The organism is Caulobacter endophyticus, assembly GCF_003116815.1.
GTDB lineage: Bacteria > Pseudomonadota > Alphaproteobacteria > Caulobacterales > Caulobacteraceae > Caulobacter > Caulobacter endophyticus.
The window spans coordinates 84,405-109,152 of the sequence record NZ_QDKQ01000077.1 but is presented as its reverse complement, the minus strand read 5'-3'; the positions used below and the strand labels follow the sequence as shown (position 1 = coordinate 109,152).

Below are 24,748 nucleotides of genomic sequence, written 5' to 3'. Positions count from 1 at the left end.
TTCAAAGCCCGATCCCCCGCTTGCGCCCCAGAGCCCAGTCGATGCCTCCGTCCTGGCTGACGACGCCCCTCACCTCTTGGCCCAGCCGCTCCTCCAATCCCCGGTTCCAGGGCACGAGCTGGAAGCCCAACCCATCGTCGATCACCGCAAAGCGCCCGGACGCCAGGTCGACGCGGCGCTGATAGACGCCGCTGATCGGGTCGCCGGCCTTGGTCTTGTTCCAGGTTCTGCCGGTCTCGCGCGCGATGTTGTCGGCAACCCGGGCCAGCTCCTGGGCGCGCAAGCCGGCGATGAGGCCAGCCCGAGGACGGCCCAACCGGTCGGCCAAACCGGTCGCCCTCAGATGCGCGCGACGCCGATCCAAGGCGTCTTTGACCTCTCGCCCGAACCCGCTGTCGACCAGGGGCGTGGGATCGCGCACGACCAGCTGACGGTCTAGCCAGGTCGCGCCCGGAGCGCCCACTTGGCGGTCGAGGGAAAGATCGGACCTATGGACAAGGTCGAGGCTGGGCTTCTCGCCTGGGACCTGCCGCGTGCGCACCTCGACCAGGCCGCCAATGGGCGTGTCCCCCGTCGCGCCCAGGTCGCGAAATCGGAAGTGATGCAGCCGGCCGTCGACGCCGTCGACCACGACGTAGGCGCGGCCGGAATACTCGTCGTGCAGACCCCGATCGACCAGGCGGCCGACAATCGGCGCCTCCAATGTGTCGGCCTGAATCTGCAGAACAGCCAAGTCGCGGTCGGCCTCGCGGATCGATCGGTGCAGGGTCTTGATGATGTCGCCCCGCTCGCCCAGCGCCTTGAGCCGGGGTTCGAGATCCTCGACCAGCCGCCAGCGCCCGCCGTGATCCTCCGCAAGGCCTAGTCGCTGCAGGTGCTGGACCCGGCCGATCAATCGCGGCGGCACGCCTCCACCGCCAGCCTCGGGCCGCAGGTCGACCAGGCCATCGGGATCGATACGCCCCCGAAGGGTGCAATCCAAACTCGTCCAGCGCTCGGCCTCGACCTCCCGGTCGAGACTGGCGGCGATCTCCGCGGGCGTGCGCGGTCCCAGCTCAAGAGAGACCAGAGCCTGGGCGCGCTGGCGCAGGCCGTTGGTCATGTAGTCGGGGTCGATGACGAGGTCGCGCCCTTCCTCGGCCACGCCCCGGATCAGGATATGGACATGCGGGTGATCGGTGTTCCAATGGTCGACCGCCACCCAGTCCAGGCGCGTGCCCAGGTCCTTCTCGGCCTGGGCCATCAGATCGCGGGTGGTGGCGCGCAGGTCGTCGAGCGAGCCGGCGTCCTCCGGCGAGACGATGAACCGGAAATGGTGGCGATCGTCCTTGCACCGCTCGGCAAAGGCGTCGTGGTCGGCCACGCCATCGCGATCGAACATCTCGGCCGGCGCGCCATCGCGGGTCACCCCTTCCCGGCGCAGATACCGGAGATGCATGGCCAAGGGCGCGGCCCGATAGCGGCTGCCCTTGTGACGGACGATCCGCGCCTTGACGATCACGCGCCGGCCGCCCTGGCCACCGCGCCGGGCCGCGTCACGCCCCCGGCCCGAGCGCCGGAATCGACCACGGCCCTTCAGATCCAATGCGCCCTGGCCGCTACGGCGCGCCGCGCCTAGAACCTCTTGGACGAAACCGCGCTGGCGAGGCGCCGCGCTCACGCCCTGGTCGCCGATCCGGCCCAGGCGAAGGAAAAACTCGTTGTCTTCCTTCATCGCGCCCCTCCTGGACGCACGGTCCCGGACAAGCCGCTGAAAGGACGAGAAAACCTTGGAAATCCGGGACCCGACCGTCGCGAGCGGTCCCGGAATTTGCTGAGCACCATCAAGGCCATGGACCCAAAAGGTCCCGGCCCTTTAATCTCGCCATCTTCCCCTGCCCTGGTGTTCTCCCCCTTCCCACCACTTGCCCAGACCCGAACGTTTCCCCAGGGCGGCCCGGCGATCATGGCTGAACGTCCGGGTCGATGCTCTCGACGAGGGTGATCATCGTCGCGCCGGCCCGGTCGTCCCGCATCTCCGGTCGCCTCGATACGAAGAGGCCTGAGGCGCGCCAATCCTGCGGCCGGGTACGATTGATCGACGCGGCCGCGCCGCCCGACCGTGCAATCCTGGCCTCCACGGCGGCGACGTAGGTGAGCGTTTCGGCCGGCAGCTTCCGACCGCCGTCGAGCAAGGCCTGGTATCGGGTCGGCCCCGCGTTGTAAGCGGCCAGGAAACCTCCAGGGCCGAAGCGATCATAGAGCCGGCGCAGATAGGCGGTCCCGGCCAGGATGTTGGCGCGGCGATCGAAGGCGTTCCCTCCGAGGTCCAATTGCGCGGTCAATTCGCGCCAGGTGGCGGGCATCAGCTGCATCAGGCCGATCGCGCCCCTGGGCGAAACCGCGGCGGGATCGCCGCCGCTCTCGGCGGCGATCACCGCCTCGATCCACGCCTTCGGAACGCCAAATCGCGCTGAGGCTTCCTCCACCGCTTCGGCCACCGATGGCGCCGAGTGTGCGCCGACGGCGGCCTGCCCATTGGCGCCCACGGTCGCCCCCGCGCCCAGCAGAAAGGCCATCAGACAAGCGGTCGCGCGCCTTGCGCGCGGCGTTCTCGCCGACGTCCCATAATTCCCAAGCTTGCGGCCGGGCTCGCCGCCGTCAAGGGAAGCGCGCAAGACGCGCCGGCCAGACGGCCGCCCTTGACCGCGGCTGCGCGCGGCCGCCGACGCGGTCTTGGCCGGGACGAGGAAAGGCGCGGCAAGACGGCCGAACAAGGAAAGGAGAGGATGGAGGCGCATCATCAGCGCTCCCACGTCCAGAGCGGCCGCAGGCGGCCGGCGACGCAGGCGCGCGGCAAAGGTCCGAAATAGCGGCCGTCCAGGCTCCGCGGCGCCTCGCCGTTGAAGAGAAAGATCTCGTCGGCGGTCAGGCGGCGGCACAGCCGGGCGCCCTGCAGGGGGCGTCCCACGAGATCGCGTTTGAGCACCTGGCCGACGAGACGGCCGTCGATCTCGACACGTTCCCTGCGCACGCAAACCGACTGCCCGCCGCGCGCCGCGACGTGCTTGATCAGCGGCACATTGAGCGGAAGGTATCCCCGGGCCGCCAGCCACCGGGCAAGCGGACGCGGCGGCCGGACCAGCGCCAGGTCGCCGACCTCCGCGCGCCCTGTGCTCATCCAGTAAAAACCCATCGGCGCGCTGGCCGTGGTGTTGAGCACCAAGCGCTTGGCCGGCGCGCATATCCAGCTGACCGTCAGCAGCGCGCTCGCGGAGCAGACGGCGACCAGAACGCCACCTCGCCCGCTGCTCATCGCCCGAGCCTCCGACGCAGGAGCCAGGCGCGATGACGAGCCCGATCGTAACCGCGCGGCGGCAGTCCAACGCCGATGCGCGCGCCGACATGGCGCCAGTGGTCGGGCGCGACATCCTCGGGTCGAAGCCCCTGCCCCTCGATCACGTCGATCGCCGACAGCACCGCCTGGACCTTGGACCAGCCGCTGATGTTGAGCAGGATCTCCGCGCCGGGAGCGACGAAGGGATGGGTGGTGAACGCCTCGCCAGGCGCGACCGCGCGCAGAACAGCGATGCGGGATTCCACGGTGCCGTAGTCGCCCGACCGCCAACGGACCAGGGCGAACACCGCACCCGGAATGAAGTCCAGCCGGCGAGCGCGGCGATCGATGATGTGCTCCCCCGCCGGACGTCCAAAGCGGATCCAGCGTTCGATCTGGCCTTCAAGCCAGAGAAGTTCGACCTGGGTGATCATGGCTCACCTCCGTCGCCCGATTGCGCGCCCAGGGGCGGCGCGGGCGCCACGGGCCGGCGCGCCGGCGGCACGATCTGGGCGTTCGGATCATGGGTCGAAGTGCGCGCGCCGCGACGCGCCCAGGCCAGAAGGTCGTCCATCGCGTAGACGACCCGGCCGCCGATCTTTCGATAGACCGGGCCCGTACCGTAGCACCGGTGCTTCTCCATCGTGCGGTGCGAGAGGCCCAAAAAGCGCGCGGCCTCCGCAGTCTTGAGGTGGCGGAGCGGCGCTGCCCCATCGGTCTGCGTCATCGGCATATCCTCGAGCGACGCCCGGATAGGTCCGGCGTCGTTCGGATAGGCTGGCGTAGGGGTCCGGCGCTGAGGGATGACGAAGACCGGGGGACCGGATTTCGTCACCCCCTCCCCTGCCCTAGAGGCCGCCGTGCAGGAGCTTGAAGTAGCCTCCGTTCATCAGGCCCCGTCCGGTCTGCACCAGACGGATGGTGGCCGCCCGAACGGTGGCGGTCTTCCAGGGCTCGCGCGCCAGCGCCGCCAGACCGAAAACGCGGCCCGCGATCTGACGGTAGCTGTCCCCGGCCAGGTCGCCATCCAGAGCTGTCAGACAGCGACCGATGCGCGCCAATTGCGCCGCCGACAGATGGGATTTGGGTGGCGGCCGTCCTGCGGCCAGGCGCTCCAGCGCGTCGATGGCGCGCACGCGCAGCCGCAAATGCTCATCGAACGACAGCGCCACGAAGAGCGGCGCGTCGGGTCGATCCTCGCCGCGCACCAGCACCTGCAGGCCCCAGTCGGTGCGCAGATGAAGGCCGTCCTCGGCGCGGACGAGCAGGCCCTTGGGCAACGCCCGATGGGCGGCGCTCCCGTCCTCGCCCGTCCTTCGCTCAAGGCGAAGGACAACGCCTGGCGCCACCTCCGGCAACCAGAAGACCTGGGCATCTTCGGCCGCCAGCTGCGGGTCGGCGGCGAAACGCAGGCCCCAGCGCCGATCGATAGGAGCCTCAGGCGCGCACCGCCAATGGGCATAGTCCGCACGATAGCCGGGATTGCGGCGAAGAAACTCCCAAGCCAGGCCCGGCGCCGTGGTCGAGCGGACGGCGCCCCCACCAGAACGCTGTGGGGGCGGCTGCCCTGATCCCGACGAGGCGACGGACGCGGCCATGCGACCATGGCGCCAGAGGCTCCACCGTCGAGCCCAGCTGAGCCATGGCAAATCGTGGATCGATAAGGCGTCGCGTCCTGCGATCGGCGCCGAGTCGCGAGACCGACGTCAATTCGCTGCGCGTAGGGTGTCGATTAGCTGCGCTAAAACCGGCGCCGTTCTAGCCGCGAACCTTTCGGCTTAGCGCCGTGGCGACCAATCGATCGACCCATTCCACGTCGTCGTTGGAAAGCTCAGTCAGTCTTCCAACCAAGCGGACCAACGGATCATCGCGACCGTCCCGGGCGACGAAATCACCCACCGCAAAGAAGTCGCGGACGTCGACGTTCAAGGCACTGGCAAGATCGACCAACGTTTCAAAGCTCGGAGCCAACAAGCCACGCTCAATTCGGCTGATGGTCTCTTGCGACATCCCGATGCGTTCGGCGAGTTGGCTTTGGTTCAGATCGGCGCGGTCACGATGGTGGCGTATCAAATCGCCGACCTGTTCCCGCAAACTCGCCATCGGTACGCGCCCCGCTCTTCCAGCGAGAAGTTTCCGCTTGGGGCGCACAGGCACACAGGGCTCTAAAATACGTATATCGGCGTTTTACGTATTCACACGCCATAAGATCCGTAGGATTCTGTGGGCTGATCGTTGTTCGGACCTGCTTCAGTGGACGTCACCTCACCGCCTGCCCCGCCTAGCCCTTCGCTCACCGACTCGCTCGAACAACTCTTCAAGCGTCATGACCGGTGGTTCCGCGCGCTGATGCGCCGTCGGCATGGCGACGCCGCCGCCGACGATCTCGTGCACGAAAGCTATCTACGCGCGGCGCCCTACGAGGCGGCCGGGACGCTTCGCCATCCCAAGGCGATGCTCATTCGGATCGCCGAAAACCTGGCGTCGAACCTGCGGCGCGATCGCTATCACGAGGTCGCTGACGACATCGGCGCATCCACGCTCGAAATCAACTCGATCAGTCCGTCCCAGGAGCAGGCGGTCACCTTCAAACAGATCGTGCTGGCCCTGCCCGACGAGTTGCGCGAAGTATTTATGCTCAACCACGTCGAGGGCATGACCTACGAGGAGATCGCCATCGAGTTGCGCATTCCGCGAACGACCGTTCACCATCGGATGCGCATGGCGTTGAAGCGAACCTCGAAGGCGATGCGGGACTAGAGCGGACGCTGGACATGATCGACGACCGACGAATGACCCGCCGTCAGGAAGACGAGGCGGTGGCATGGTTCACGCGCCTGAGCGACACCGAGGTTGAGAACGAGGACCTCGAGCGCTTCCAAAAATGGCTTGAACACCCGGGCAACCGCGCCGCTTATCGCCAGATCGAGGAAATCAGCCAACAGGCGATCGACCTTCGCGACGATCCGGATTTCCGCGCGGCGACGCGCGCGATCCTGACACGGCCAAGGCCAGAGCCTCCCGCGGAAAAAGCCGTCAAATGGCCGTCCTCGCCGCGGCTATGGAGCGGCATGGCGGTCGCGGGCGCGCTCGCCACGGCGCTGGTCGTGTGGCTGGCCGTGCAGCCCAAGACCTACCAGACCGAGGTCGGCGGCCGGCTGACCGCCCACCTCGACGACGGCTCCACGGTGCTACTCAACACCGACACCGAGCTGAAGGTGCGCTTCACCGGCGGCGAGCGACGCCTGACCCTGGTCAAGGGCCAGGCCTTCTTCGATGTCGCCCACGATGCAGCTCGCCCGTTCCTCGTCCGCGCCGGCCCCATGCAAGTGCGCGCGATCGGCACGCGCTTCGACGTTCGCCACGATGGCCCAGATGCGATCGTCGCGCTCGCCCAGGGGCGAGTGAAAGTCAGCCAGCAGGACGCCCAGCACGCCAGCTGGACCCTGACGCCCGGCCAGGCGCTTGCCTTGGCGCCTGGCGCAACCGCGGCCCACCCCGTGGCGGTCGATGTCGCGACCCTGAGCGGTTGGACGAACGGCGTCATCACCTTCCACAACGTCGCACTGTCCCAGGCCGTCGCCGAAATGAACCGCTACGAGCAGACCAAGATCACGCTGGGCGCCGGCGTGCCGCGGGACGCTCGGATCAGCGGCGTGTTCGCGCCTGGCGGCGAGGAAGAGTTCGTGGCCGCGGTCACGATGAGCTTCGACCTGCAGACCCACCGCAAACCCGATGGCGGCATGGAACTACGGCCCCGCTCCGGCGCTTGATGACATAATTATTTCGCAGGCTCGCTACCAACGAGCCGCCCCTCGCGTGTCTCCGCCCGCAAGGCCGCCGGTCATAAGCGCATCATGAGGATCGCGCCCGGCGTCACCGGGGGTTTGTATGGGTCGGTTCTCCAAGCGTTTTCTGGTCGGCGCCTCGCTGGCTGTGCTCGCGTTCAGTGCTCCGTGTCTGGTTTTGGCCGCGCCTCAGCCGGTCGAAGAGCAGCGCGCGATGATCTCCTTGCCCAGCGGTCCCCTGGACAAGTCGCTGGTCGACCTGGGCGTCCAGGGTCACGTCAAGATCTTCTTCCAGACCCAGCTTGTCGCCGGTCGTCGCGCGCCGGCCGTCCACGGCCAGATGACGCCACGAGAGGCGCTCGACCTGCTGCTGGCCGGTAGCGGCATAGAGGTGCAGCGGGCCCGCCCAGGCGTGCTGGTCCTTCGCCCATCGCGCCTGCCGGTGGCCGACCAACGCCCGGCGATCTCGCTAAAGCTGCCGCCGCAGACGGTCGATCCCCGCCCCGTCGCCGCCGACGACAACGTCACCGAGCTCGAAGAGGTCGTGGTCGGCAGCCACATCCGCGGGGTGAAGGACGGCCCCTCGCCCGTCATCGTGCTGGGGCGCGACGACATTGATCGGGGCGGCTACGCGACGGTCGCCGACGCGCTGACGAGCCTGCCGCAGGCGTTCGGCGGGACCACCGCCGACGACGTGACGATGGTCGGCTCGGACCCGACCAACACCAACAGCGCCTTCTCGACGGCGGTGAACCTGCGCGGCCTCGGCCCGGACGCGACCCTGGTGCTGGTCAATGGCCGCAGGCTGGCGGGCGCGGGGCTCATGGGCGACTTTGCCGACGTGTCGATGATCCCGCTCTCGGCGATCGCGCGGATTGAGGTGCTGACCGACGGCGCGTCGGCCCTCTACGGCTCGGACGCGGTGGGCGGCGTGGTCAACCTCGTCATGCGCGACCGGTACGACGGGGCCGAAACGCGCATGCGGCTTGGCGGATCGACGCACGGCGACCTTGGGCAGTATCAAGTGGCCCAGACGTTCGGCAAAAGCTGGTCCAGCGGATCGGTGCTGGTGTCGGCGGAGGTCCAGCGCCGCAACAGCCTGGCCAGCGCGCGGCGCGACTACACCGCCAGCACCGACCTGCGCGCCCTCGGCGGCACGGACCATCGGCTCTACTACAGCCAACCCGGCACGGTCTTGACGGTCGATCCGGTGACCTACGCCCTGACGCCGAGCTATGCGATCCCGGCGGGCCAGGACGGCACGCAGCTGACGCCCAGCGACTTCACCGCCGGCCAGAACCTCTTCAACTACCGCCAGGGAACCGACATCCTGCCGACCCAGGAGCGCGGGAGCATCTATTTCGCCGCGTCGCAGGCGGTCGGCGCCCACGTCACGCTGAACGCCGAAGCGCGCTACAGCGATCGGCGCTACTCCACGCTGGGCTATGCGCCGATGACGATCATGACCGTCTCGACGAAGAACCCCTATTTCGTCTCCCCCAACGGTGCGACGAGCAACTACATCGCCTATTCGCTGGCCAATGAGACGGGGGGCACGAAGACCGCGGGCGAGGTGCAATCGCGCAGCCTGACCCTCGGCGCCAAGATCGACCTGCCCGCCGATTGGCGGCTGGACGCCTACGTTCTGCATGCCGAAGAACTGGGATCCTTCCGCGCGTCGGGCATGCTCAACTCGACCTTCCTGAACGAGGCGCTGGGCAACACGGCCGACAATCCCGCCACCGCCTACAGCGCCGCGCGGGATGGCTACTTCAATCCCTACATCGGCACGGGCAGCAACAACGCCGCCGTCCTGGCCTTCATCACCCAAGGCTATCAGCTGACCCAGACGGTGGGCCGGCTCGACACGGCGAGCCTGGCCGCCGACGGACCGCTTTGGCGCCTGCCCGCAGACGCGGTGCGGCTGGCGGTCGGCGCGCAGATGCGCACCGAAGGCCTGAAGTATTCTGGGTCCACATGGTCCTCGGGCCTGCTGCCGACCCCGATCACGCTACGGCGCGGCGAGCGCACGGTGGGCTCTGTCTATGCCGAAGTGCGTGTTCCGTTGTTTGGCGAAGAGTACCGGCGTCCAGGGTTTGAACGCCTGGAGCTGTCCGCCGCCGTGCGAACCGAGCACTACGAAGGGGGGACGGAAAGCACGGTGCCGAAGTTTGGCGCTGTGTGGTCGCCGATCCCGGACTGGACCCTGAAAGGCACCTATGGCCGCTCGTTTCGCGCGCCGTCGCTGGGCGAGTTGACCGACGCCCAGAAGGCCACGCCGGTGAACCTGACCGTCAACGGCGCCAACGTGCTGACGCTGCTGCTCTACGGCGGCAATCCCGACCTCAGGCCGGAAACGGCGACCTCCTGGTCGACGGGGCTCGAATACGCGCCGGCCGCTCATCCGAAGATCCGCATCGCCGCGACGCTGTTCGACACCAAGTTCCGCAATCGGATCGGCCAGCCGGCGATCAACAACCTGTCGACGGTGCTGACGGCCAGCGATCTGGCGCCGTTCCGCCAGTTCATCAGCCCGGCCAGCAACGCCGCCGACCTGGCGCTCGTGCAGTCCCACCTGCAGTTGGCGACCTCGGCGGCGGCCTCGCTCTACCAGCCTCAGGCCTATGGCGCGATCGCCGACGCCCGATACGTCAACACCGGGACCTTCGAGGTCCGGGGCCTGGACCTGACGGGCAGCTACCGGCTGACGGCGTTCAACGATCCGGTGGTGCTGAGCGGCAACCTCTCCTGGCTGATGTCGTACTCGCGACGGGTCACTTCGGCCGCGCAGAAGACCGAACTGGCCGGCATGGCCGAAAACCCCGCCGATCTGCGCGCGCGGGTCTCGGCGAGCTGGATACATGGTCCCTTCACCAGCACGCTGTCGCTCAATCATACCGGCGACCTCTACACCAGCGCCGGAGCACGGCTCGCCAGCCAGACCACCGCGGACCTGCAACTGCAGTACGCCTCGCGAGCCAAGGACGGCTTGCTCCACGGACTGAACCTGGCGCTCACCGTGCAGAACCTCTTCGACAATGACCCGCCGTTCTACGACTTGCCGCAGGGCGTCGGCTTCGACGCCGCCAACTACGACGTCACCGGTCGGGTGGTGGCCCTGCAGCTGACCAAGGCCTGGTAGCCCCCTTCCATCCCTCGAACACTTTCAAGGTTTCAGCCATGCGAACTTTCGCAGGGGTGGCGCTCGCCTGCGTGCTCATCGGCACGCAGGCGCAGGCGGGCCGCCCGTTCACCATCGACGACCAGCTTGCTCTGGAGGATTTCGGCCGCGCGGCCTTCTCGCCCGATGGCCGCTGGCTCATCGCCGAGCGCTACGGCCGATACGAGGACGCCCCCAACTTCGACCACGAGTTCCTCGACCACGCGACCACCAGCCGGATTTTCGTCATCGATCTTCGGTCTTCATCCGCGCCCCGCGCCTTGTTGGCCGAGGATCCCAAGGCGGGAGACACCTTCGGCGCCGTCTCACCGGACGGATCACGCCTGCTGGTGTTCCGCCTGAAGAACCACCGGCGCGAAATGGGGGTGGCGACCCTGGCGACCGGCGCGGTCTCGTGGTCGGGCCTGACCGTGGATCCCGAGGTCTGGACCGCGCAGGCGCGCTGGCGCAACGACCACGAGGTCGTGGCGATCACGCGTGCGCCCGAGGCGCCCTCCATCCTCCTGGGCGCCGGATGGCAGACCCAGGCGCGCACCGCGGCGGCCTGGGCCGCCAATGGCCGCGGCGCCTATTCAGGGGTGGTGCTCGGCGCGGGGCGCTTTGCCGATCTCAACCCACCACCGCCCGACTACGGGCTGGCCATCTACGACACCCAGACCGGCCGCTCCCGAGCCCTGGCCGCCGGCCCGTTCTTCGAGCTTCTGATCTCGCCGAACGGCAAGACGGTCGCCACCAGCCAGGAGGGCGAACTCATCCAGCCCGACGGCGCCATCGGCGTGGTCCGGTTCTCCAGCCCCCACCGTCGCCGCCGCCTGGCCCTAGTCGATCTCGACAGCGGCGCGGTCACGCGGCCCTGCCCGGCTTGCGACCTGGCGCCCGGCACCTGGGCCTGGTCCCCCGACGGCAAGACGCTGGTCGCGGCCGCGCGGGATGGCCCCGCCTTCGACGCGCCTTACGGCTACTGGCGATTTGACGTCCGAGGCGACTGGTCGATCCAGGCGCCGGCGCTGCGCGTCAACATGGTGATGGGCGGCGGCATCGCCAACCTGACTGGCCAAGTCGCCTGGCTGGGCTCGGACCCGGCCGTGTTGGCCAAGGCCGCCGACGCCGACCGTCCCGACTGGTGGCGGCTGACCAGCGCAGGCCCGGTCAATCTGACCCGCGCCTTTTCACCACCGCAGGGCCGCGCCCTGGCGATCGACGACAACGGGCTCCTGATCAGCAGCGGGTCCGGCCTGGTGCGGCTGGGTCGAAACGGCCGCGCCGGCATCATCGTGCCCACCACGATCGCGTGGCAAACCCCGCGCGGCCTCCCTGGCCAGGTGAGCGATCGGGTCGTCGGGACCCTCGACGCTGCCGCGCGGATGATGACCCCGAACGGACGCTCGCAGCCGGCCGCCCCGATCCCCCCCGAGGCCAAGCTCGTGGCGACCTCGCCCCATGGCGACGCCGCCGCCATCGTCAAGGACGTTCACGGGGTCAGAACCCTGACGCTCTACCGACCCAAGGCCGCGCCGCGCCCGCTGCTGACCATCAATACCGGCCTCAGCGAGGTTGATTTCGCCCAGCCGGTCCCCGTCCAGCACAAGGGTCTTCATGGCGAGGCCCTGACCAGCTGGCTCTATCTCCCGGCAAGTCACAAGCCAGGCGACGCGCGCCCGCTGATCATCGTGCCCTATGCCGGCGATCGCTACGATCGTCCCCCGGCCTGGTTCGAGCCCGGCACGGTCTCGCCGCTGACCAACGTCCAGCTCATGGTCGCCCAAGGCTATGCGGTGCTGGTTCCCAGCCTGCCGATCGGCCTTGAGGACGAACCGGCGACGGGCCTGGCAGAAGCGATGCTCACTGTGGTCGATGCGGCGCATGCCCAACACCCGGCGTTCTCGCCCAACCGCCTGGCCGTCTGGGGGCACAGCTTCGGCGGCTGGACGGCGCTGATGGTCGCGGTCCAATCGCCTCGCTTCAAGGCGGTGATTTCCTCGGCGCCTCCGGCCGACTTTATCACCATCCATGGCAACCTTCGCCCGGCCAGTCTCGCCGTCCCCGAAGTCTATATGACCCTGACGGGCATGCAGGGTTGGGCGGAAGGCGGCCAGGGCCGGATGGGCGCCACGCCCTGGGCGGCGCTGGACCGCTATGTCCGTAACAGCCCCCTCTTCCACCTCGACAAGATCACAGCGCCGGTGCTGCTGATCTATGGCGACATGGACTATGACCCCACCCAGGTCGCCGCCGTGTTCCAGGGCCTGTCGCGGCAAGGCAAGGACGCAGAACTGCTCTACTACCGCGGCGAGGGGCACGTGGTGGCCAATCCCGCCAACCTGCGCGATCTGCATCAGCGAGCGTTCGCCTTTCTGGCCGACGCCTTGGGCCCGGTCTCGCCACCGGCTGGATCGGAAGCCACTGAGGCGCTCGACACGGCCTCGCCCGCGATCCGTCCCTCCCAGTGACGCACCCAGGCCTCCAGGGCCGCGGCGGTCAGGATCTCCCGGGAGGCGTCTTTCCAGACGATGGCTTCGGGCTCGAGCGCGGCGTCGAGCTCGAGGCCATCGATCAGGCCCTGCGCGGCCAGCCGCCCGTCCAGGAGAAACTCGCGCAGGAAGGGACCGCTGGCCGCCAGGCTTCGATTGAGGAAGACGCTGATCTCACCCTTGGAGCGCCGCTCCACGATGATCCGCGGCAGTCGGTCGGCGAAGGCCTCACGCGCATAGCTGCGCTCGCGCTCACCGGCGCTGAGCACCGGAGCCGGGATCGCCAGGCAGGCCTCCACGACCGGTTGGGCCAGCAGAGGATGCACGATCCGCGCCCGACGCCCGCGTCCGGCCGCCCCCGTCGCGTTGAGGTTGGACGCCAGGGCCCGGATTTGCCGCCGCTTGGCCGTCGACACCCCGGCCAGGTCACCGACCCACGGGTGGGTCACCCCGACCCGCCGCAGTTGCTCGGCCTCCTTGCGCAAGAGTTGGCCCTCGATCGACACGGTCGAGGGCCGGCCGGTCAGCGCCTCCAGCGACAGGCTCCAGATCGACCGCCGCGTTCGCCGGGCCACCTCTTCCAGGCGCTGGAGCCGCGATCCCTCGCAGGGGGCGCCGCGCAGCAGATCGGCGGCCAGGGCGCTGGCGGCGACCTGATAGAAGACGGTGTCGCCCCCGTGGCCAGTGAACAGCACCTTGGCCTCGGCGGCCGCCAGCGCGTCGATCAAGCCGGTATCATAGCCGGGATCCAGGGCGTTGAAGTTGGGCCGCGCCGCCCGGCCGCTGGCCTCCAGGATCGCCGCGTCATAGGCGAACACCTCGCGCCGCACCGTGCGAAGCGGGAAGCCGATGCCCTCGGCGATGGCCTGGGCGTAGCGGCGCTCGTCGGCTTCGGGCTGGTCGCCGTAGAAGTTCACCAGGCCATGAGGGCCCAGGCCGCGGGCTGCGAGGCTCGTGGCGACGATGGCCGAGTCCAGTCCACCGGACACCTCGCAGACGACCCGCTCCCCGCCCGTCGCCAGCGCCGCGACGCAGGCGTCCACGGTCTGGCGCAGGCTTTCGCGGCTTGGCCAAGTTCGGCCGCCTCCAGCGCGCACCACTCTGGCCGGACTCCAGAGCAGGGTTCGGTCCGCCGCCTCTCGGCCATGTCGGGCGACGCCCGGATCGAGCGCCGAGAGGCCCTTCAGAGGCGGCGCGCCGAGCGCGGCGCTGATCGGGTCGGCGATGATCTGCCCGATCCGGGTCCAGTCGATCGCCAGGTCAACGGGACCGGCGCGCCCGGTAATCGGACGCGAGGCCAAGATGCTGACCTCATCGCGCCGCCAGAACAGCGCTTCAAGATCGCCCGACGGATCGCGCAGCAGTGTCGGCCCCTCGCGGGGATGGCCGATCCAAACCCCGACATAGCCGCCCCAGGCGCCGCTGATGAGCCGTTCACAAGCCTCCAGAGGATCGATCTCGCCCAGGCCTTCGAGATTGGCTGAAGCCACTTCGCCGGCCTGCGTCGCCGCGCGGTCGAACACTCGGCCGACCAAGACGCCCACGACGCCGGCGCGGCTGTTCAACGGCTGCACCGGCGTCGTGATCTGGCCCTCGGTCAGGACCGCCAGGCGAAACGACCGATGGGCCAGGCTCCAGCCGTCGCTCTCGACCAGGGCCTGGACCATCTCGTCGAAGGCCGTCGAGGCGACGCCGGGCGGATGGGTAAGGACGACGTAGTCCATGGCTAGCGGACCATAATCGGATGGTAGGCGACGAGGCGCTCGGCCTCGTCATCCAGGGCCATATCACCGGCCTGAAGCCAGCAGTGGGCGGCGAAGGGCCAGGTGCGGACCGCGAAGATCCAGTCGACCTGGTGGCCGAGGCCCATCAGATAGTGGCGCAGGAGCTGGCTGCGGAAGAGACAGGCCCCGTCGAACGGCAGCCAAGGCTGTAGGCTCCGGAAGGCGTCCAGATCGGCGAGCAGCCTGGGGCTGGCGACCGGCGCGCGCAGACCTGAAGCCGGCGGCAGCCTGGCGGCGAAGGGGCGTTGCTCGGCCAGCCGGCTGGCCAGGCCGGCCGCGATGGCTCCCCGCCAATGGCGCATACGCGGCCTGCGTCGTTCCGTCGGCGCCAGGTCCTCCAGAACGGCGCGAGCGGTGCGCAGGGGCGGCTGGGTCGTCAGGGCCGGCTCGGCGTTCGGCGTCGCCGCCGCCAATCCCGCCGCGATCAGGTCCTCGGCCAAGGCGTCCGAGGATGCGGTGAGGACACGCCCCTCCAACCCAAGCACCTCGCCAATCCCTGGCAGGCAGAAGTAGGCGTTGTTGTCGACGTCGAGAAAGACGGCGTCCTGGTCGATGACGACCGCGTGGACGCCCGCGCTCAGCCACAGTCCCATGGTCTGCTCCTGAAGGTCGTCGTGTGAGTGCGCGGCGGCCTCGCCCCCCCCCCCCAGAGGCCGCCCACGGATCCTATTCAGCTTCCGATCTCCCCCTTGGATCAGGCCGGGTCGTACCGGGCGACGCTGGTGTCCTCCAGCAACAAGCCGACGAGCGCGCCGCGCGTAAGGCGATGGGCCTGGCCCAATCGGATCAGTCGAAATGGAGATTTCACCGGCAGCTCCCATCCCGTCCCGCCGCTTAAGGCGCGGCATGGACAAGGAGGCGGGCGCGCGGACGTATATTCAAACCTATATTTGAATCCGCCCGCGCTCCGCCTCCCGACGGATCAGCCGGGCATGTAGTGGCCGGGCAGCACGTCTTCCGGCAGGCCCGGAGACAGGGTGCCTTGCGTCAGGCGATGGGCGTCGCCGAGGCGGATCAGACGAAGCGACTTGGTCATCGGACAGTCCTTCCTGGACTAGGCCGCACTTATGCGGGATTGGTTAAAAAACGCCGGCGCGACGAAGGCCTTGGCGCCTTCGCGCGCCGTCGTCGGTGGGGTCAGCCCTGGATCTCGCGACCCGTGGGATTCAGGGCCTCGGGCGGGCCGACGAACGAGCCCTGGGTCAGGCGGGCGGCCTCGCCCACGCGGACCAGCCGCTGGCGCTGGGTGGCGTTCTTCTTGGTCATGATCGTGCTCCTTCAAGATGCTGCCGATTGCAGCTCCCCAATGACACGACCTGCGATTGCTATATTCAAACCTATATTCGGGGAGATTTGATCAGCCCCAGGGCCACGGCGAGGATGCGGCCGCTCTGGACGGCGCGACGCGCGAAATGCCGGCGCACCGCCCGGGCCAGCGCCGTCCGCGGGCTCGCGCCTGCCGTGAGTGGAGGCTTGGCGCCGGCCGCGGCGCCGAAAAGCTCCGCCTCGGCCCGCGCCAACGGGGCCAGTTGCGCCTCGATCCTGGCGCAGGCCTGAGCCAGGGCGCGGTTGGGCGCAGCCTGGGCGGAGGCCAACGGCGTGTTGAGATCGAAACGCGCCAGGTCCATGCCCCGGGCCTGGACAACGGCGCAGACCAGCACGCCGGCCAGGTCGTAGAGCTCCGCGACCCGAGCCGGATCGTGCAGCAGCGCCGCATAGCCGTGGGGCGTGCGAACGATCAGGTCCTCGCCGGCCAGCCGCGCCAGCACCTCGCGGACCGGCGTGGGGCTCACGCCCAACTCTTCGGCCAGCCCGCTGATCGGCAAGGGCGCGCCCTGCATCGGACCGGCCTGCGCCAGGCGGCGGCGCAGGGTTTCGAGGGTTCGGTCGAAGGGGTCGCGATCACGCACCAAGACGGGCTCCTGGCCAGAGTCAGCCATGCTGAGCGTGGGCGGCAGGGCCGTCGAGCTTGGCCCGCCATTGGCCCCGGTCAGGTCAGAACTTTTGACGGCGGCTGAGTCGCACCGGCAGCGTATCGGTCGCGTGTCGCTGATTTCCTGCCTGCCAAATTGCAGATCATTGCCGGTTTTGCGGCAAGCCGCCCACCCATCCGACCGCTCGGTCAATTTCAGCAACAATCCCGACGTGCACAGACGGTTTTTACGCGTGCGGCCGCACGGGCGGACTAGCGCTCACGTCAGGTAGCCGACAATCATCTAGAAGTTGATCAGTACGGAGCGTCGCATGCTTGGCTCGCCTATGGCGCCGCTCGCCCGGCAAGCCCGTCTTCTTGCCCGCACCTTGAAGGCGATCAAGCAAGAGCGGCGGATGACCTCGATCGAGATCGCCCTGAAGATGGGCGTGGGCCTGCGGACCTATCAAGACTTCGAAAAGGGCAAGGGCGACTTCGACCTCTGGAAGATCCGGCGTTTCGCCAAGGCCACCCGCAGCGACGCCATCGGCATCGTCCTGGCGGTGATGTACGGCAATCCCAAGATCGCCATCGTCGTCATGCGCAGCAAGTTCCTGATGACTGGCTGGCTAAGCTTCGTGGAGCTATGGCGGACCCTGGGCGACCGCATCCGCCTGATACCATCGACCCAGGTGCTGCTGGGCATGCGCAAGACGGGCGAGCACCTGCAGCAGTTCCTGGATCGGCGGGCCGCTTCCATGGAAGCGTGGTTGGAGACCTCCCTGGACGAGCTCTACGAGGACCCCGAGGAGGCGGAAGACGAGTAGGCGCCGCGCGGTTAGCCCGGCGCTGGGCCGGGCGCGGCGGCGGCAGGCGGATCGATCCGGCGGATCCAGACCAGCGGCAACTCACCATCCTCGCTGGCCATGGCCCGGACGTTGATCGGTTCGGGCCAGCTGGGGTCGTCGAGCTTGAGGCTGAGAACCGCACCGCTGGTGTCGCTCACGCGCCAGGCCGCCCCCGCCTCGGCCGCTCCGACCTTGATGTCGAAGTCCGGCGCCCTGACCGAGAACTTGGTGGCGGGGACCAGGCGCAAGTCCTTGTCCAGGGTCAGGGTCTCCAGGCGTCCGACGAAGTCGGCGCCGTCGCGATGCAGGTGGCCGATGGTGGTCATCTCTTCGAACCTTTCGCTTGAGGCCCGCCGAGCCGTCTGGCGGTCGGCGGCGGCCCGATCACGGCGGGGGGAGCGCCGGGATTTGGGATCGGGCCGCCGCCTTGCCGATCGCCGCGGGGGAGACAGGATCGGCGGCGCGCGGGGAGCGAAGCGGACGCTTTGGCGGGCGGATGGAAGCGTCCTCGCGGGTCCCGCCAAACCGTTCTGACCCCAGAACTTCAGGCCCTCAAGGGGGCGCTGGGCTGCGTCGTAGAAAGACAGGCCATGGCGTAGAAACGACGGTTCGGACGCCTAGCCGCCCCTTCTCTTCTCCAGCAAAAAGACAGCGCCGCGCCCGCCCCGCCGGTAGGCGGGGCGGGCTGGCCGTGGCCGTCAGTCCTCGCGGGGACCGTTGCTGCGCGACCAGACCAGGGTCTGGACGCCGTCGATGTCGACTAGGGCGACGTTGATGGCGGCGGCGAAGGACGGGTCGTCCAGCTTGACCGACAGGTAGTCCTTTTCGTCGCGGCTGGTCTTTTTCCAGGCCGCGCCCAGCTCGGCCTTGCCGGCATAGAGGCGGAAGTCCGGGCTCTTGTCGTTGGTCTTCTCGACCGGGCGGAATTGGACGGACTTGAGGTTGATGGTCAGGGTGTTGATGGCGCCGGTGAACGAGCCGTCAGCGTGGGCGGTGAAGGTGCCGATGGTAGCCATGGTGGTCTCTCCGGTCTGAACCGGGCCGCGCCGATCGCGGCCTCGATGGCGATCCGGAGGACCAGGGGCCGATGTCCGGCCCGCAGAGCGCGCCCTCCCCTCAAGGCAGACATGGGGGCGCGCTCCCGAAGCCTCGGCGAAGGACCGAAGGCGAAGAGTTTCTTGTCTCGCGAGGAATGGGGCCGGCTGAAAGCCGTGGAGCCCCAGGGGAAGAAAATCGGCCGCCGAGGTTGCGGCGACGGACCGGTCCTGGTCCAGATCAGGCCAGAAGAGGACGCGGTCGACGCGCCCGGCTCAGACCTCCTGGAGAGACCACCTGGCTACTGTCGACGCCTTCACCGCCCAGGCTGGCGGCGCGCACACCGGCGCCCTCACCGCCCTGACCTCGACCTCAAGGCCAGCCAGATCCGCCCGGTCGAGAAGCCCGGCGATGAGAGCTCTGCGCTTTCGCCTGGCCGATATGGTCGAGCTGGGCGCGGCCTGGAAGAAGACCAGCCGCGACGAAAAGGACTACCTGTCGGTCAGGCCGGACGATCTGTCGTTCGCCACCGCCGTCAACATCACGCTGGTCGAGGTCGATGACGCCCAGCCCTGGTCCGGTTGCGCGGCAATGCTCCCCGCGAGGACCGGCGGCCACGGCCGGCCCGCCCTGCCTTCCGGAGGGGCGGGCGCGGCGCTGTCCAAAGGCCAAGGCTCGGCTATAGGAAGGCCATGCCCGCCCCCGCCTTGCTCGCCGCCGCCATCATCGCCTGCACCGCCCCACAGGTTCATGACGGCGACACGCTTCGCTGCGGCGCCGATCGCGTCCGGCTCTACGGCGTTGATGCGCCCGAGGTTAAGCGGGGAAAGACGCCGGCCGAGCCGCTCGCCTACGAAGCCCGCGACCTTCTGGTGAGCCTGACACGGGGTCGGGTGGGCTGCCGGGTCGTCGATCACGACCGCTATGGCCGCCACGTCGCCCGGTGCTGGTCGGACGCCTCGCCCGACATCAACGCCGCCCTGATCCGCTCGGGCCTGACGACCGAATACCGCCGCTACAGCAAAGGCGCCTACGCCAGCGCCGAGGCCGAAGCCAGGCAAGCCCGACGCGGCGTCTGGGCTTCGGGCCAGACGCGCGTCACGCGCTAGACGGCCGCGTCGGCGATGGTCTTGAGGTCCTCGTAGGGCTCGCCATTCTGGCCCGCCGCCGCCGCTTCTCCCCGCGTCCAGACCCGAGTCTCCCGATCCTTGCTGCCAGGATGCGAATGCCGCGATAGCGGATGCCGCGCCAGATCGCCGTGCAACAGGTCGGCAGGTTCTTGCCGATCCACTCGTCAGTCTGGAACGTGATGACGCCCGGCCGATCGGCGTCGTCGCCGGTCTTGTCGAACTGGTCCTGCATGGCCTGCAGAAGGCTGTCGATCTCAGCTTGGGTCATGGCGGCGGCGATAGACGATTCCTTGCCCGCCCGCGCCCCTTGAAAGCCAACACCTATCGCGATCCCTGTGAGCCAGCGACGGCGCACAAAGGAAGGCGGCCGATCCCAAAGGATCGGCCGCCCGTGAACACGATGTCGAAGAAAGCGGGCGGCCCGAAGGCCGCCCGCCTCCCCTATTGCGCCGCCTCCAGGATGGCGACGACCTCGGCCGCTTCAGCCGCCGACTGCTCCAAGTCGCGCGGCGCCAGATCGTCCGGGCCGAGCACCGGAGCGACCTCTTCGACGAGCGCCAAGGGATCGTCGGCCGGGGCCGGGACCTCGGCGCACGCGCCGTCCGGCACGGCTTGCCCGCTCGACTTGGCGGTGCGCAGCACGGCCGGAAGCCACCCCGCCTCGACCAGCTGGGGCTCCGCCGCCGCGACCATGTCGGGCTTCTTCAAGCCCGAAAGGCGAGCGGCGGCTTCCGACGACACCGCCTCGCCCACGGCCGCGATCACGTGGGCCTTGGTCACACGGTCGAGGTAGCGGACGGCCGTCGGCTTCCAGTAGACGCGCATGTCGAGGTCCAGGGCCGTGGCCAGGGTCTCGACATGGGCCAGCACGCTCGCCTCCCGCCGCTCCCACGACCGCAGGCCGTCTAGCGTCAGGCTCACGCAGTGGGCCAGGAGCGCCGCGCGGCTGTCGCCGTCGAGGCCGACGATGAAGTCCCAGAAGTCGGCGATCTTCGTCGGCATCTGTCGCGCCCAGCCCTGATGCCGCTGTGCGATGGCCACACCGGCGGGGCTGGCGTCGATTCCCTCACCGACGGCGGAGAGGTCACGCGAGCCCCAGCGGATATCGAGGCAGGAGGCATAGCCCCCCGACCCAAACACCCGGCAGACCAGGGCGTGCACCAGGGCCACCTGGGCTAGGTCCGGGTCCTGGGCCAGGGCGTCGCGAAGGGCGGCGGTGCGGTGGGCCGTCAGTTCGGCCACGACCCGATCCGGCAAGGGCGCAGCCGGGTCCCCGGCGGGCTCTTCCGGTTCGGTGCGCGCCACCCCGTCCGGCTCGCCGTCTTCGTCGTCCGGGTCGGGGTCGCCCGTTTCGAGGTCGTCACCGATGGCGTCGGCGTCGTCCTCGTCGGCGGTCTCGTCGGCCGTATCGTCCTCGTCCGGCTCGGGCGCCGGTTCGTCCCCGAGGCGAACGAACCCGCGATCGATCTTGGCTTCGCCATAGGCGTTCAGCGAGACGAACACCCCCGCATAGGCCCGTTGCACCGGATCAAAGCCGAAGTCCTCGCCATAGGCGTCGAGGGCGGCCTCGATGGCCTCGAACCGCGCGGCGACCTCCGGCGGCGGCGGATCGATCTCGGCCCACCGATCGGTCAGCTCGGCCTCTTCAGTCTGAAGGACGTTGATCGCCTCGACTTCCTCGGGCGAGCGCTGGCGCACCCGCTCCCAGATACGCGAGCAGCCGTGGCCCTGGGGGAAGTCGATATAGGCCGCCGACCACATCCAGCCTTCATCGTCGCGCACGGCCTGGGCGATGTCGGCGAGCTTTTCGCCGACGAGCCGGTCGAGCAGGACGATGTCTTCGACCCAGCCCTCGTTGTCCTGGGTGAAGAGGTCGCGCAGCACCGGCCCGCCCGCCGCGACATAGGCGTCCAGGCCCACAAACTGGACGCGTCGGTCGTCGGCCGCGACCTTGGTCTCGGTCATGGCCCGGCGGATGGCAAAGGGCTGACGGCCCTGGGTGGGCAGTTGCTCATAAACCTGCAGCTGCCGGGCGGGGTCGGGATTGACGGCGAAAGCCGTCACTTGGTCGAGGGTCAGCACCTCCTCCCGGTAGAGGTCCAGCAGCGCGGGCGCGACCGCGCCCAGGCGAAGACGCTGGCGGACGATGTCGGGCTTGACCCCGAACCGCGCGCCGATCTCCTCGGCGCCGTAGCCCTTGCGCTCGGCGAGGTCCTTGAAGGCCTCGAACTGGTCGGCCGGGTGCATCGGTTCACGGCTGAGGTTCTCGTCCATCGAGACCTCGGCCGGGTCGTTGCTCGTATCGACCACGCAGCGCACGGCCGCGCCCTTGGCCAGCAGCTTGCGCTTGGCCAGCAGCCGCAGGGCCTGCCTGCGCCCCTCGCCCGCGCTGACGAGATAGTAGCCGGTCTCGCGACCGTCCTTGACCTCGGGTTCGACGACAAGCGGCTGGAGCACGCCCTTGTAGGTGATCGAGGCCGCGCGGGACTCGATCACCTCGGCGCTGTGGCCGACGCGACGGGCGTTCTTGGGCGAGGCCTTCAGGCGGCTGAGCGGAATATCCCGAACCTCGCCGTACTGGACGACGACAGGGGTCGGGGGCGCGGCCATTTTCCCGGTATTCGGGGCGGTCGCGGGGGTCTGTGAGGTGGTCATGATCTGCCTCCTTGGGACAGGGGTGCAGGCGCAAGGCGCGCCTGAACCCCTGCCCGTCGGCGAGACCGGGGGTGCAAACGGAGGGGCGGCTTCGCAGGGACCCGGCTGCAGGGCGTCGGCTGGCGATTGCTCGCCCTGCCCGCGTCGCCCGAAGCGGGGTGGAAGACGATCCGAAGTGCGCCGGGGGCGGAGCCCCAAGCCACGCGGGCGCGGCAGCGCCCGGAGAAGATCCAGGGGCCGCACCAGCGAAACCGGGCCGTCGCAGAGATGGTCCCTCGAACTTCAGGAGCCCCGTCCAGGACTGCGGCCGGCCCTGCTTCGGGTCTCACCCCCTCCGCGGATGGGCGCGACTACAGCCCGTGGAGGAAAGCGGTGGTCGGATCGGGATCGGCCGACCGCAGCGCCCTGGCCAAGGCGTCGATCCGGACGCGCAATAGAGCCTGGGCCGACGCCATGCCCTCCAGGATCAGCAGAACGCTGTTGACCCGCCTGACGGCTTCGTCGAGCGCCGAACGCGTGTCGGCCAACGCCCGCATGATCGGCGGCGTGAGGATGGTTTTGGCCTCGATCTCAGCAAGCGCCCAGGCGATCCGGCGCAGTTGGCTGAGCGGATCCAGAGGGCGTTCGAGTTGGTCGGCGGCCTGGCGGGCGGCGTCGAGATATTGGGTCAGCAGCGCGTTGAACGTCATGTGTCGTCCTCGTTGAACAGGACCTTCCAACTACGCTCACGACCTGGGTGGCCAAGACAGGTTTCGATGGCCTTGCGGACAAGATGGCCGTGGTCGGCAGAGGCGCCGCCAAAAGGCCGAGCCGTCATCGATGCCAGGCGTGCGGCTCGGCGCCGTCGGGAGCGCGACGCGCCTCCTGCATCCGATGGGCTCCGGCGGCGTAGCCCCGCGCCAGGGATGTGGCCAATGCCTTGTTGGCCATGTGGTCGAAGCTTTGGCCTGGGTGGTTCTCCGCCATCTGTCGCAGCAGCACGTCGCGCGGATAGGCCGTGTAGACCTCCAGGAGCCAATCATAGAGCCGCAGCGGATCACCTTCGAGATTGCGATGCGGCCCTTCGGGTTTGCCGAAGATGGCGTCGCCATGAATTTCCACGGCCGCGATCTCCTCGGGGGTCAGCGGAACGATCGCTGAATAGCGCCGCCCGTCATTGACCAGGTAGACGAAGGCCCTGTCGCCCATGGAACAAACATCCTCGACGACGCCCGCCAGGGTCTTGCCGTCGTCGCCGACCACTTCCAAGGCCTCGCCGATCTTGAAGCTGGCCAGGGGCGCGCCCTGGGCGTCCAGCAGTTCGGAAGGATGGCCGTCGAAAGTGGTGGGAACGCGCTGAACCTCTTTGAGGCAATCGAACACCCAGGTGACGTCCCGGTGGCGATCGCGTGACTCGAACGCCGCCTCAAGCGGCAGATAGATGTTGGACTTCAGGTCCGGATGCTTGAAGCCCTCCAGCATCGTCGTTTGCGGAGAGCCGACCGCGTCATCGTTGACCAGCTGCACGTTGTTGGTGACGAAGACATAGGCGGGCGCGGCCGGCGCGCCGGCAACGGTCAGGCCTTCGGCCCCGGTGATCGTCGCCACCACGATCTTACGCACCGCGTGCCATTGGGCTTCGTCGAACAAAATCGGGATCGATAGCTCGAACCAGTAGATCGGGTTTTCCAACCTCTTCTTGGAGGCCTTGTAGATCTGATCGCGGATCCACTGGCGCAGTTCGTCGACGAACGCCTGGTCGGTGGGGTCGAGCGCGCTTTTCCAGCCATCCTTGCACTTGGCTTCCACCGCATATTTCACGCCGGAACGCGCCGTGGCCCAAAGCTCGGGCGTCGGCTTGCCGGTCGCCCCCAGCTCGGCCCATTCGATCGCGTAGCCGGCCTTGGCGAAGGCCGCCGCGACCAAGGTCTCGTAGTAAGCGGCCTTGAAGGTCACAGGACTGCGCAATCGCACCAAGAGGCTGGGCGCCAGCTGGTCATGGTGAGCGATCAGGTAGAGCGCGTAGCCCAGCCCGAACAGGGCGGTCAGCCACCCCACCTCGACGGCCGTCAGCACCCCGCCTGAAACCGCGTGGTTCTGCTGAGAGGCCTCGCCAAGCCGTCTCATCCACCGGAAGACCGGATGGCTCGACCTGGCCTTGATCTGTTCCACGCCCCATTCGCGGCCCAGTTGGTCCTTGAGGTAGTCGAGCAGGAAGTCGGTGAAGAACCGCCACCGCCTTGACCACATCATGCGGTTGCCGATCGCCACCGTGCGATAGCCGTCGGCCTCGAGACTAATGATCGGACGACCGTGGCCCTGCTGCTTGGCGCGCAAGCGTTCGCGAGCTTCCTGGGCGTTTCGCACCTGGCGCATCGCCGCCTTGAGCTTGGGGGGCGCGGGGCGCACCTGGGGAGACGGCCGCAATGCGCCGCAGCAATGCTTGAACTTCTTGCCGCTCTGGCAGGGGCAGGCCTGATTGCGGCCAATCTTGTCTTGCCGTGACACACCAAGACGATGCGCCGAGTCGCCGACACAAGCCACGTTTTGTGCCCAGTTTGTTCTCCGACGCCCGCCAACTTCGAGACGTCGGGCAGGCTGAGATGTGCATTTTGCCGGTGCGCGCCTCTCTCTTGGTTTTCCCCACTC

Annotated in this window: 23 protein-coding genes and 1 pseudogene; 7 read left to right on the top strand and 17 right to left on the bottom strand. The window is 68.6% G+C overall.

Features of this window, described 5'->3' with window-relative positions:
* Position 1 precedes the first annotated feature (1 nt).
* From DDF67_RS24090 to DDF67_RS24060, 7 genes are all read right to left on the bottom strand, one after another.
* Positions 2–1,714 carry a relaxase/mobilization nuclease domain-containing protein gene (locus DDF67_RS24090; protein WP_109455283.1) on the bottom strand — a complete coding sequence of 571 codons (1,713 nt, stop codon included), beginning with the start codon at positions 1,712–1,714 and terminating at the stop codon, positions 2–4.
* Between the two features lie 229 nt (positions 1,715–1,943).
* Positions 1,944–2,783: a lytic transglycosylase domain-containing protein gene (locus DDF67_RS24085; protein ID WP_109455282.1), complete on the bottom strand. Its 840-nt coding sequence runs from the start codon at positions 2,781–2,783 to the stop codon at positions 1,944–1,946.
* Entirely contained in the window at positions 2,783–3,295 is a 513-nt protein-coding gene (locus tag DDF67_RS24080; RefSeq protein WP_109455281.1) for a S26 family signal peptidase, read from the bottom strand. The genes DDF67_RS24085 and DDF67_RS24080 overlap by 1 nt, the downstream gene beginning before the upstream one ends.
* Complete coding sequence (locus tag DDF67_RS24075; protein WP_109455280.1) at positions 3,292–3,750, bottom strand: DUF2840 domain-containing protein; 459 nt, start codon at positions 3,748–3,750, stop codon at positions 3,292–3,294. Before DDF67_RS24075 ends, DDF67_RS24080 begins: the two co-directional genes overlap by 4 nt.
* Positions 3,747–4,043 (bottom strand): helix-turn-helix transcriptional regulator, encoded by a 297-nt coding sequence (locus DDF67_RS24070; RefSeq protein WP_109455279.1) that lies wholly within the window; start codon positions 4,041–4,043, stop codon positions 3,747–3,749. Before DDF67_RS24070 ends, DDF67_RS24075 begins: the two co-directional genes overlap by 4 nt.
* A 121-nt stretch (positions 4,044–4,164) precedes the next feature.
* On the bottom strand, positions 4,165–4,914 hold the full coding sequence (locus DDF67_RS24065) for a DUF2285 domain-containing protein (protein ID WP_109455278.1): 750 nt from the start codon (positions 4,912–4,914) through the stop codon (positions 4,165–4,167).
* 160 nt (positions 4,915–5,074) lie between these two features.
* Positions 5,075–5,419, bottom strand: coding sequence for a helix-turn-helix domain-containing protein (locus DDF67_RS24060; protein WP_109455277.1), 345 nt, complete (start codon positions 5,417–5,419; stop codon positions 5,075–5,077).
* A 150-nt stretch (positions 5,420–5,569) separates the two neighbouring features.
* On the opposite strand from DDF67_RS24060, the gene DDF67_RS24055 reads away from it, so the two are divergent.
* The 4 genes from DDF67_RS24055 to DDF67_RS26345 all read left to right on the top strand — a co-directional run bounded on the left by DDF67_RS24055 (position 5,570) and on the right by DDF67_RS26345 (position 12,735).
* Complete coding sequence (locus tag DDF67_RS24055; protein ID WP_158278108.1) at positions 5,570–6,076, top strand: RNA polymerase sigma factor; 507 nt, start codon at positions 5,570–5,572, stop codon at positions 6,074–6,076.
* A 14-nt stretch (positions 6,077–6,090) separates the two neighbouring features.
* Entirely contained in the window at positions 6,091–7,089 is a 999-nt protein-coding gene (locus DDF67_RS24050) for a FecR family protein (RefSeq protein WP_109455275.1), read from the top strand.
* 229 nt (positions 7,090–7,318) lie between these two features.
* Positions 7,319–10,246 carry a TonB-dependent receptor gene (locus DDF67_RS24045; RefSeq protein ID WP_233247753.1) on the top strand — a complete coding sequence of 976 codons (2,928 nt, stop codon included), beginning with the start codon at positions 7,319–7,321 and terminating at the stop codon, positions 10,244–10,246.
* Positions 10,247–10,284: 38 nt separating this feature from the next.
* Positions 10,285–12,735, top strand: coding sequence for a S9 family peptidase (locus DDF67_RS26345; protein WP_109455273.1), 2,451 nt, complete (start codon positions 10,285–10,287; stop codon positions 12,733–12,735).
* Here DDF67_RS26345 and DDF67_RS24035 read toward each other — a convergent pair.
* The 4 genes from DDF67_RS24035 to DDF67_RS24025 form a co-directional block, all read right to left on the bottom strand.
* Positions 12,621–14,480, bottom strand: coding sequence for a lasso peptide isopeptide bond-forming cyclase (locus DDF67_RS24035; protein WP_109455272.1), 1,860 nt, complete (start codon positions 14,478–14,480; stop codon positions 12,621–12,623). The genes DDF67_RS26345 and DDF67_RS24035 overlap by 115 nt on opposite strands.
* A gap of 2 nt (positions 14,481–14,482) precedes the next feature.
* The gene (locus DDF67_RS24030; protein WP_158278107.1) at positions 14,483–15,133 is read right to left on the bottom strand and encodes a lasso peptide biosynthesis B2 protein; all 651 of its coding nucleotides are present in this window, start codon (positions 15,131–15,133) and stop codon (positions 14,483–14,485) included.
* Positions 15,134–15,677: 544 nt separating this feature from the next.
* On the bottom strand, positions 15,678–15,806 hold the full coding sequence (locus DDF67_RS26295; protein ID WP_269845476.1) for a hypothetical protein: 129 nt from the start codon (positions 15,804–15,806) through the stop codon (positions 15,678–15,680).
* A 71-nt stretch (positions 15,807–15,877) separates the two neighbouring features.
* Entirely contained in the window at positions 15,878–16,450 is a 573-nt protein-coding gene (locus DDF67_RS24025) for a GntR family transcriptional regulator (protein WP_199229326.1), read from the bottom strand.
* A gap of 334 nt (positions 16,451–16,784) precedes the next feature.
* On the opposite strand from DDF67_RS24025, the gene DDF67_RS24020 reads away from it, so the two are divergent.
* Complete coding sequence (locus tag DDF67_RS24020) at positions 16,785–17,279, top strand: helix-turn-helix domain-containing protein (RefSeq protein WP_146198083.1); 495 nt, start codon at positions 16,785–16,787, stop codon at positions 17,277–17,279.
* 11 nt (positions 17,280–17,290) lie between these two features.
* Here the strand turns inward: DDF67_RS24020 and DDF67_RS24015 are convergent, their stop codons facing one another.
* Positions 17,291–17,626 carry a DUF736 domain-containing protein gene (locus tag DDF67_RS24015; protein ID WP_109455268.1) on the bottom strand — a complete coding sequence of 112 codons (336 nt, stop codon included), beginning with the start codon at positions 17,624–17,626 and terminating at the stop codon, positions 17,291–17,293.
* Between the two features lie 372 nt (positions 17,627–17,998).
* A complete protein-coding gene (locus DDF67_RS24010; protein ID WP_109455267.1) occupies positions 17,999–18,316 on the bottom strand; it encodes a DUF736 domain-containing protein in 318 nt (105 codons plus the stop codon).
* A gap of 316 nt (positions 18,317–18,632) precedes the next feature.
* On the opposite strand from DDF67_RS24010, the pseudogene DDF67_RS26440 reads away from it, so the two are divergent.
* Positions 18,633–18,896, top strand: a pseudogene (locus DDF67_RS26440) (DUF736 family protein); the annotation flags it as partial.
* A gap of 131 nt (positions 18,897–19,027) precedes the next feature.
* Positions 19,028–19,444, top strand: coding sequence for a thermonuclease family protein (locus DDF67_RS24000; protein WP_109455265.1), 417 nt, complete (start codon positions 19,028–19,030; stop codon positions 19,442–19,444).
* Here DDF67_RS24000 and DDF67_RS23995 read toward each other — a convergent pair.
* The 4 genes from DDF67_RS23995 to DDF67_RS23980 all read right to left on the bottom strand — a co-directional run bounded on the left by DDF67_RS23995 (position 19,434) and on the right by DDF67_RS23980 (position 24,607).
* Positions 19,434–19,733 (bottom strand): hypothetical protein, encoded by a 300-nt coding sequence (locus DDF67_RS23995; protein ID WP_109455264.1) that lies wholly within the window; start codon positions 19,731–19,733, stop codon positions 19,434–19,436. The genes DDF67_RS24000 and DDF67_RS23995 overlap by 11 nt on opposite strands.
* 173 nt (positions 19,734–19,906) lie before the next feature.
* A complete protein-coding gene (locus tag DDF67_RS23990; protein WP_109455263.1) occupies positions 19,907–22,120 on the bottom strand; it encodes a ParB/RepB/Spo0J family partition protein in 2,214 nt (737 codons plus the stop codon).
* A gap of 350 nt (positions 22,121–22,470) precedes the next feature.
* Entirely contained in the window at positions 22,471–22,809 is a 339-nt protein-coding gene (locus DDF67_RS23985) for a hypothetical protein (protein WP_109455262.1), read from the bottom strand.
* 124 nt (positions 22,810–22,933) lie between these two features.
* Positions 22,934–24,607 carry a YecA family protein gene (locus tag DDF67_RS23980; protein WP_199229325.1) on the bottom strand — a complete coding sequence of 558 codons (1,674 nt, stop codon included), beginning with the start codon at positions 24,605–24,607 and terminating at the stop codon, positions 22,934–22,936.
* Between the last annotated feature and the right edge of the window lie 141 nt (positions 24,608–24,748).

Coding starts and splice junctions, on each gene's coding strand:
- DDF67_RS24070 (WP_109455279.1), bottom strand. CDS start 4,043: ATGACGCAGACCGATGGGGCAGCGCCGCTCCGCCACCTCAAGACTGCG.
- DDF67_RS24035 (WP_109455272.1), bottom strand. CDS start 14,480: ATGGACTACGTCGTCCTTACCCATCCGCCCGGCGTCGCCTCGACGGCC.
- DDF67_RS24065 (WP_109455278.1), bottom strand. CDS start 4,914: ATGGCCGCGTCCGTCGCCTCGTCGGGATCAGGGCAGCCGCCCCCACAG.
- DDF67_RS24015 (WP_109455268.1), bottom strand. CDS start 17,626: ATGACCACCATCGGCCACCTGCATCGCGACGGCGCCGACTTCGTCGGA.
- DDF67_RS24080 (WP_109455281.1), bottom strand. CDS start 3,295: ATGAGCAGCGGGCGAGGTGGCGTTCTGGTCGCCGTCTGCTCCGCGAGC.
- DDF67_RS24030 (WP_158278107.1), bottom strand. CDS start 15,133: ATGGGACTGTGGCTGAGCGCGGGCGTCCACGCGGTCGTCATCGACCAG.
- DDF67_RS23985 (WP_109455262.1), bottom strand. CDS start 22,809: ATGACGTTCAACGCGCTGCTGACCCAATATCTCGACGCCGCCCGCCAG.
- DDF67_RS23990 (WP_109455263.1), bottom strand. CDS start 22,120: ATGACCACCTCACAGACCCCCGCGACCGCCCCGAATACCGGGAAAATG.
- DDF67_RS24060 (WP_109455277.1), bottom strand. CDS start 5,419: ATGGCGAGTTTGCGGGAACAGGTCGGCGATTTGATACGCCACCATCGT.
- DDF67_RS26295 (WP_269845476.1), bottom strand. CDS start 15,806: ATGACCAAGAAGAACGCCACCCAGCGCCAGCGGCTGGTCCGCGTGGGC.
- DDF67_RS23995 (WP_109455264.1), bottom strand. CDS start 19,733: ATGACCCAAGCTGAGATCGACAGCCTTCTGCAGGCCATGCAGGACCAG.
- DDF67_RS24045 (WP_233247753.1), top strand. CDS start 7,319: ATGATCTCCTTGCCCAGCGGTCCCCTGGACAAGTCGCTGGTCGACCTG.
- DDF67_RS24000 (WP_109455265.1), top strand. CDS start 19,028: ATGCCCGCCCCCGCCTTGCTCGCCGCCGCCATCATCGCCTGCACCGCC.
- DDF67_RS26345 (WP_109455273.1), top strand. CDS start 10,285: ATGCGAACTTTCGCAGGGGTGGCGCTCGCCTGCGTGCTCATCGGCACG.
- DDF67_RS24085 (WP_109455282.1), bottom strand. CDS start 2,783: ATGATGCGCCTCCATCCTCTCCTTTCCTTGTTCGGCCGTCTTGCCGCG.
- DDF67_RS24020 (WP_146198083.1), top strand. CDS start 16,785: ATGCTTGGCTCGCCTATGGCGCCGCTCGCCCGGCAAGCCCGTCTTCTT.
- DDF67_RS24010 (WP_109455267.1), bottom strand. CDS start 18,316: ATGGCTACCATCGGCACCTTCACCGCCCACGCTGACGGCTCGTTCACC.
- DDF67_RS24090 (WP_109455283.1), bottom strand. CDS start 1,714: ATGAAGGAAGACAACGAGTTTTTCCTTCGCCTGGGCCGGATCGGCGAC.
- DDF67_RS24075 (WP_109455280.1), bottom strand. CDS start 3,750: ATGATCACCCAGGTCGAACTTCTCTGGCTTGAAGGCCAGATCGAACGC.
- DDF67_RS24050 (WP_109455275.1), top strand. CDS start 6,091: ATGATCGACGACCGACGAATGACCCGCCGTCAGGAAGACGAGGCGGTG.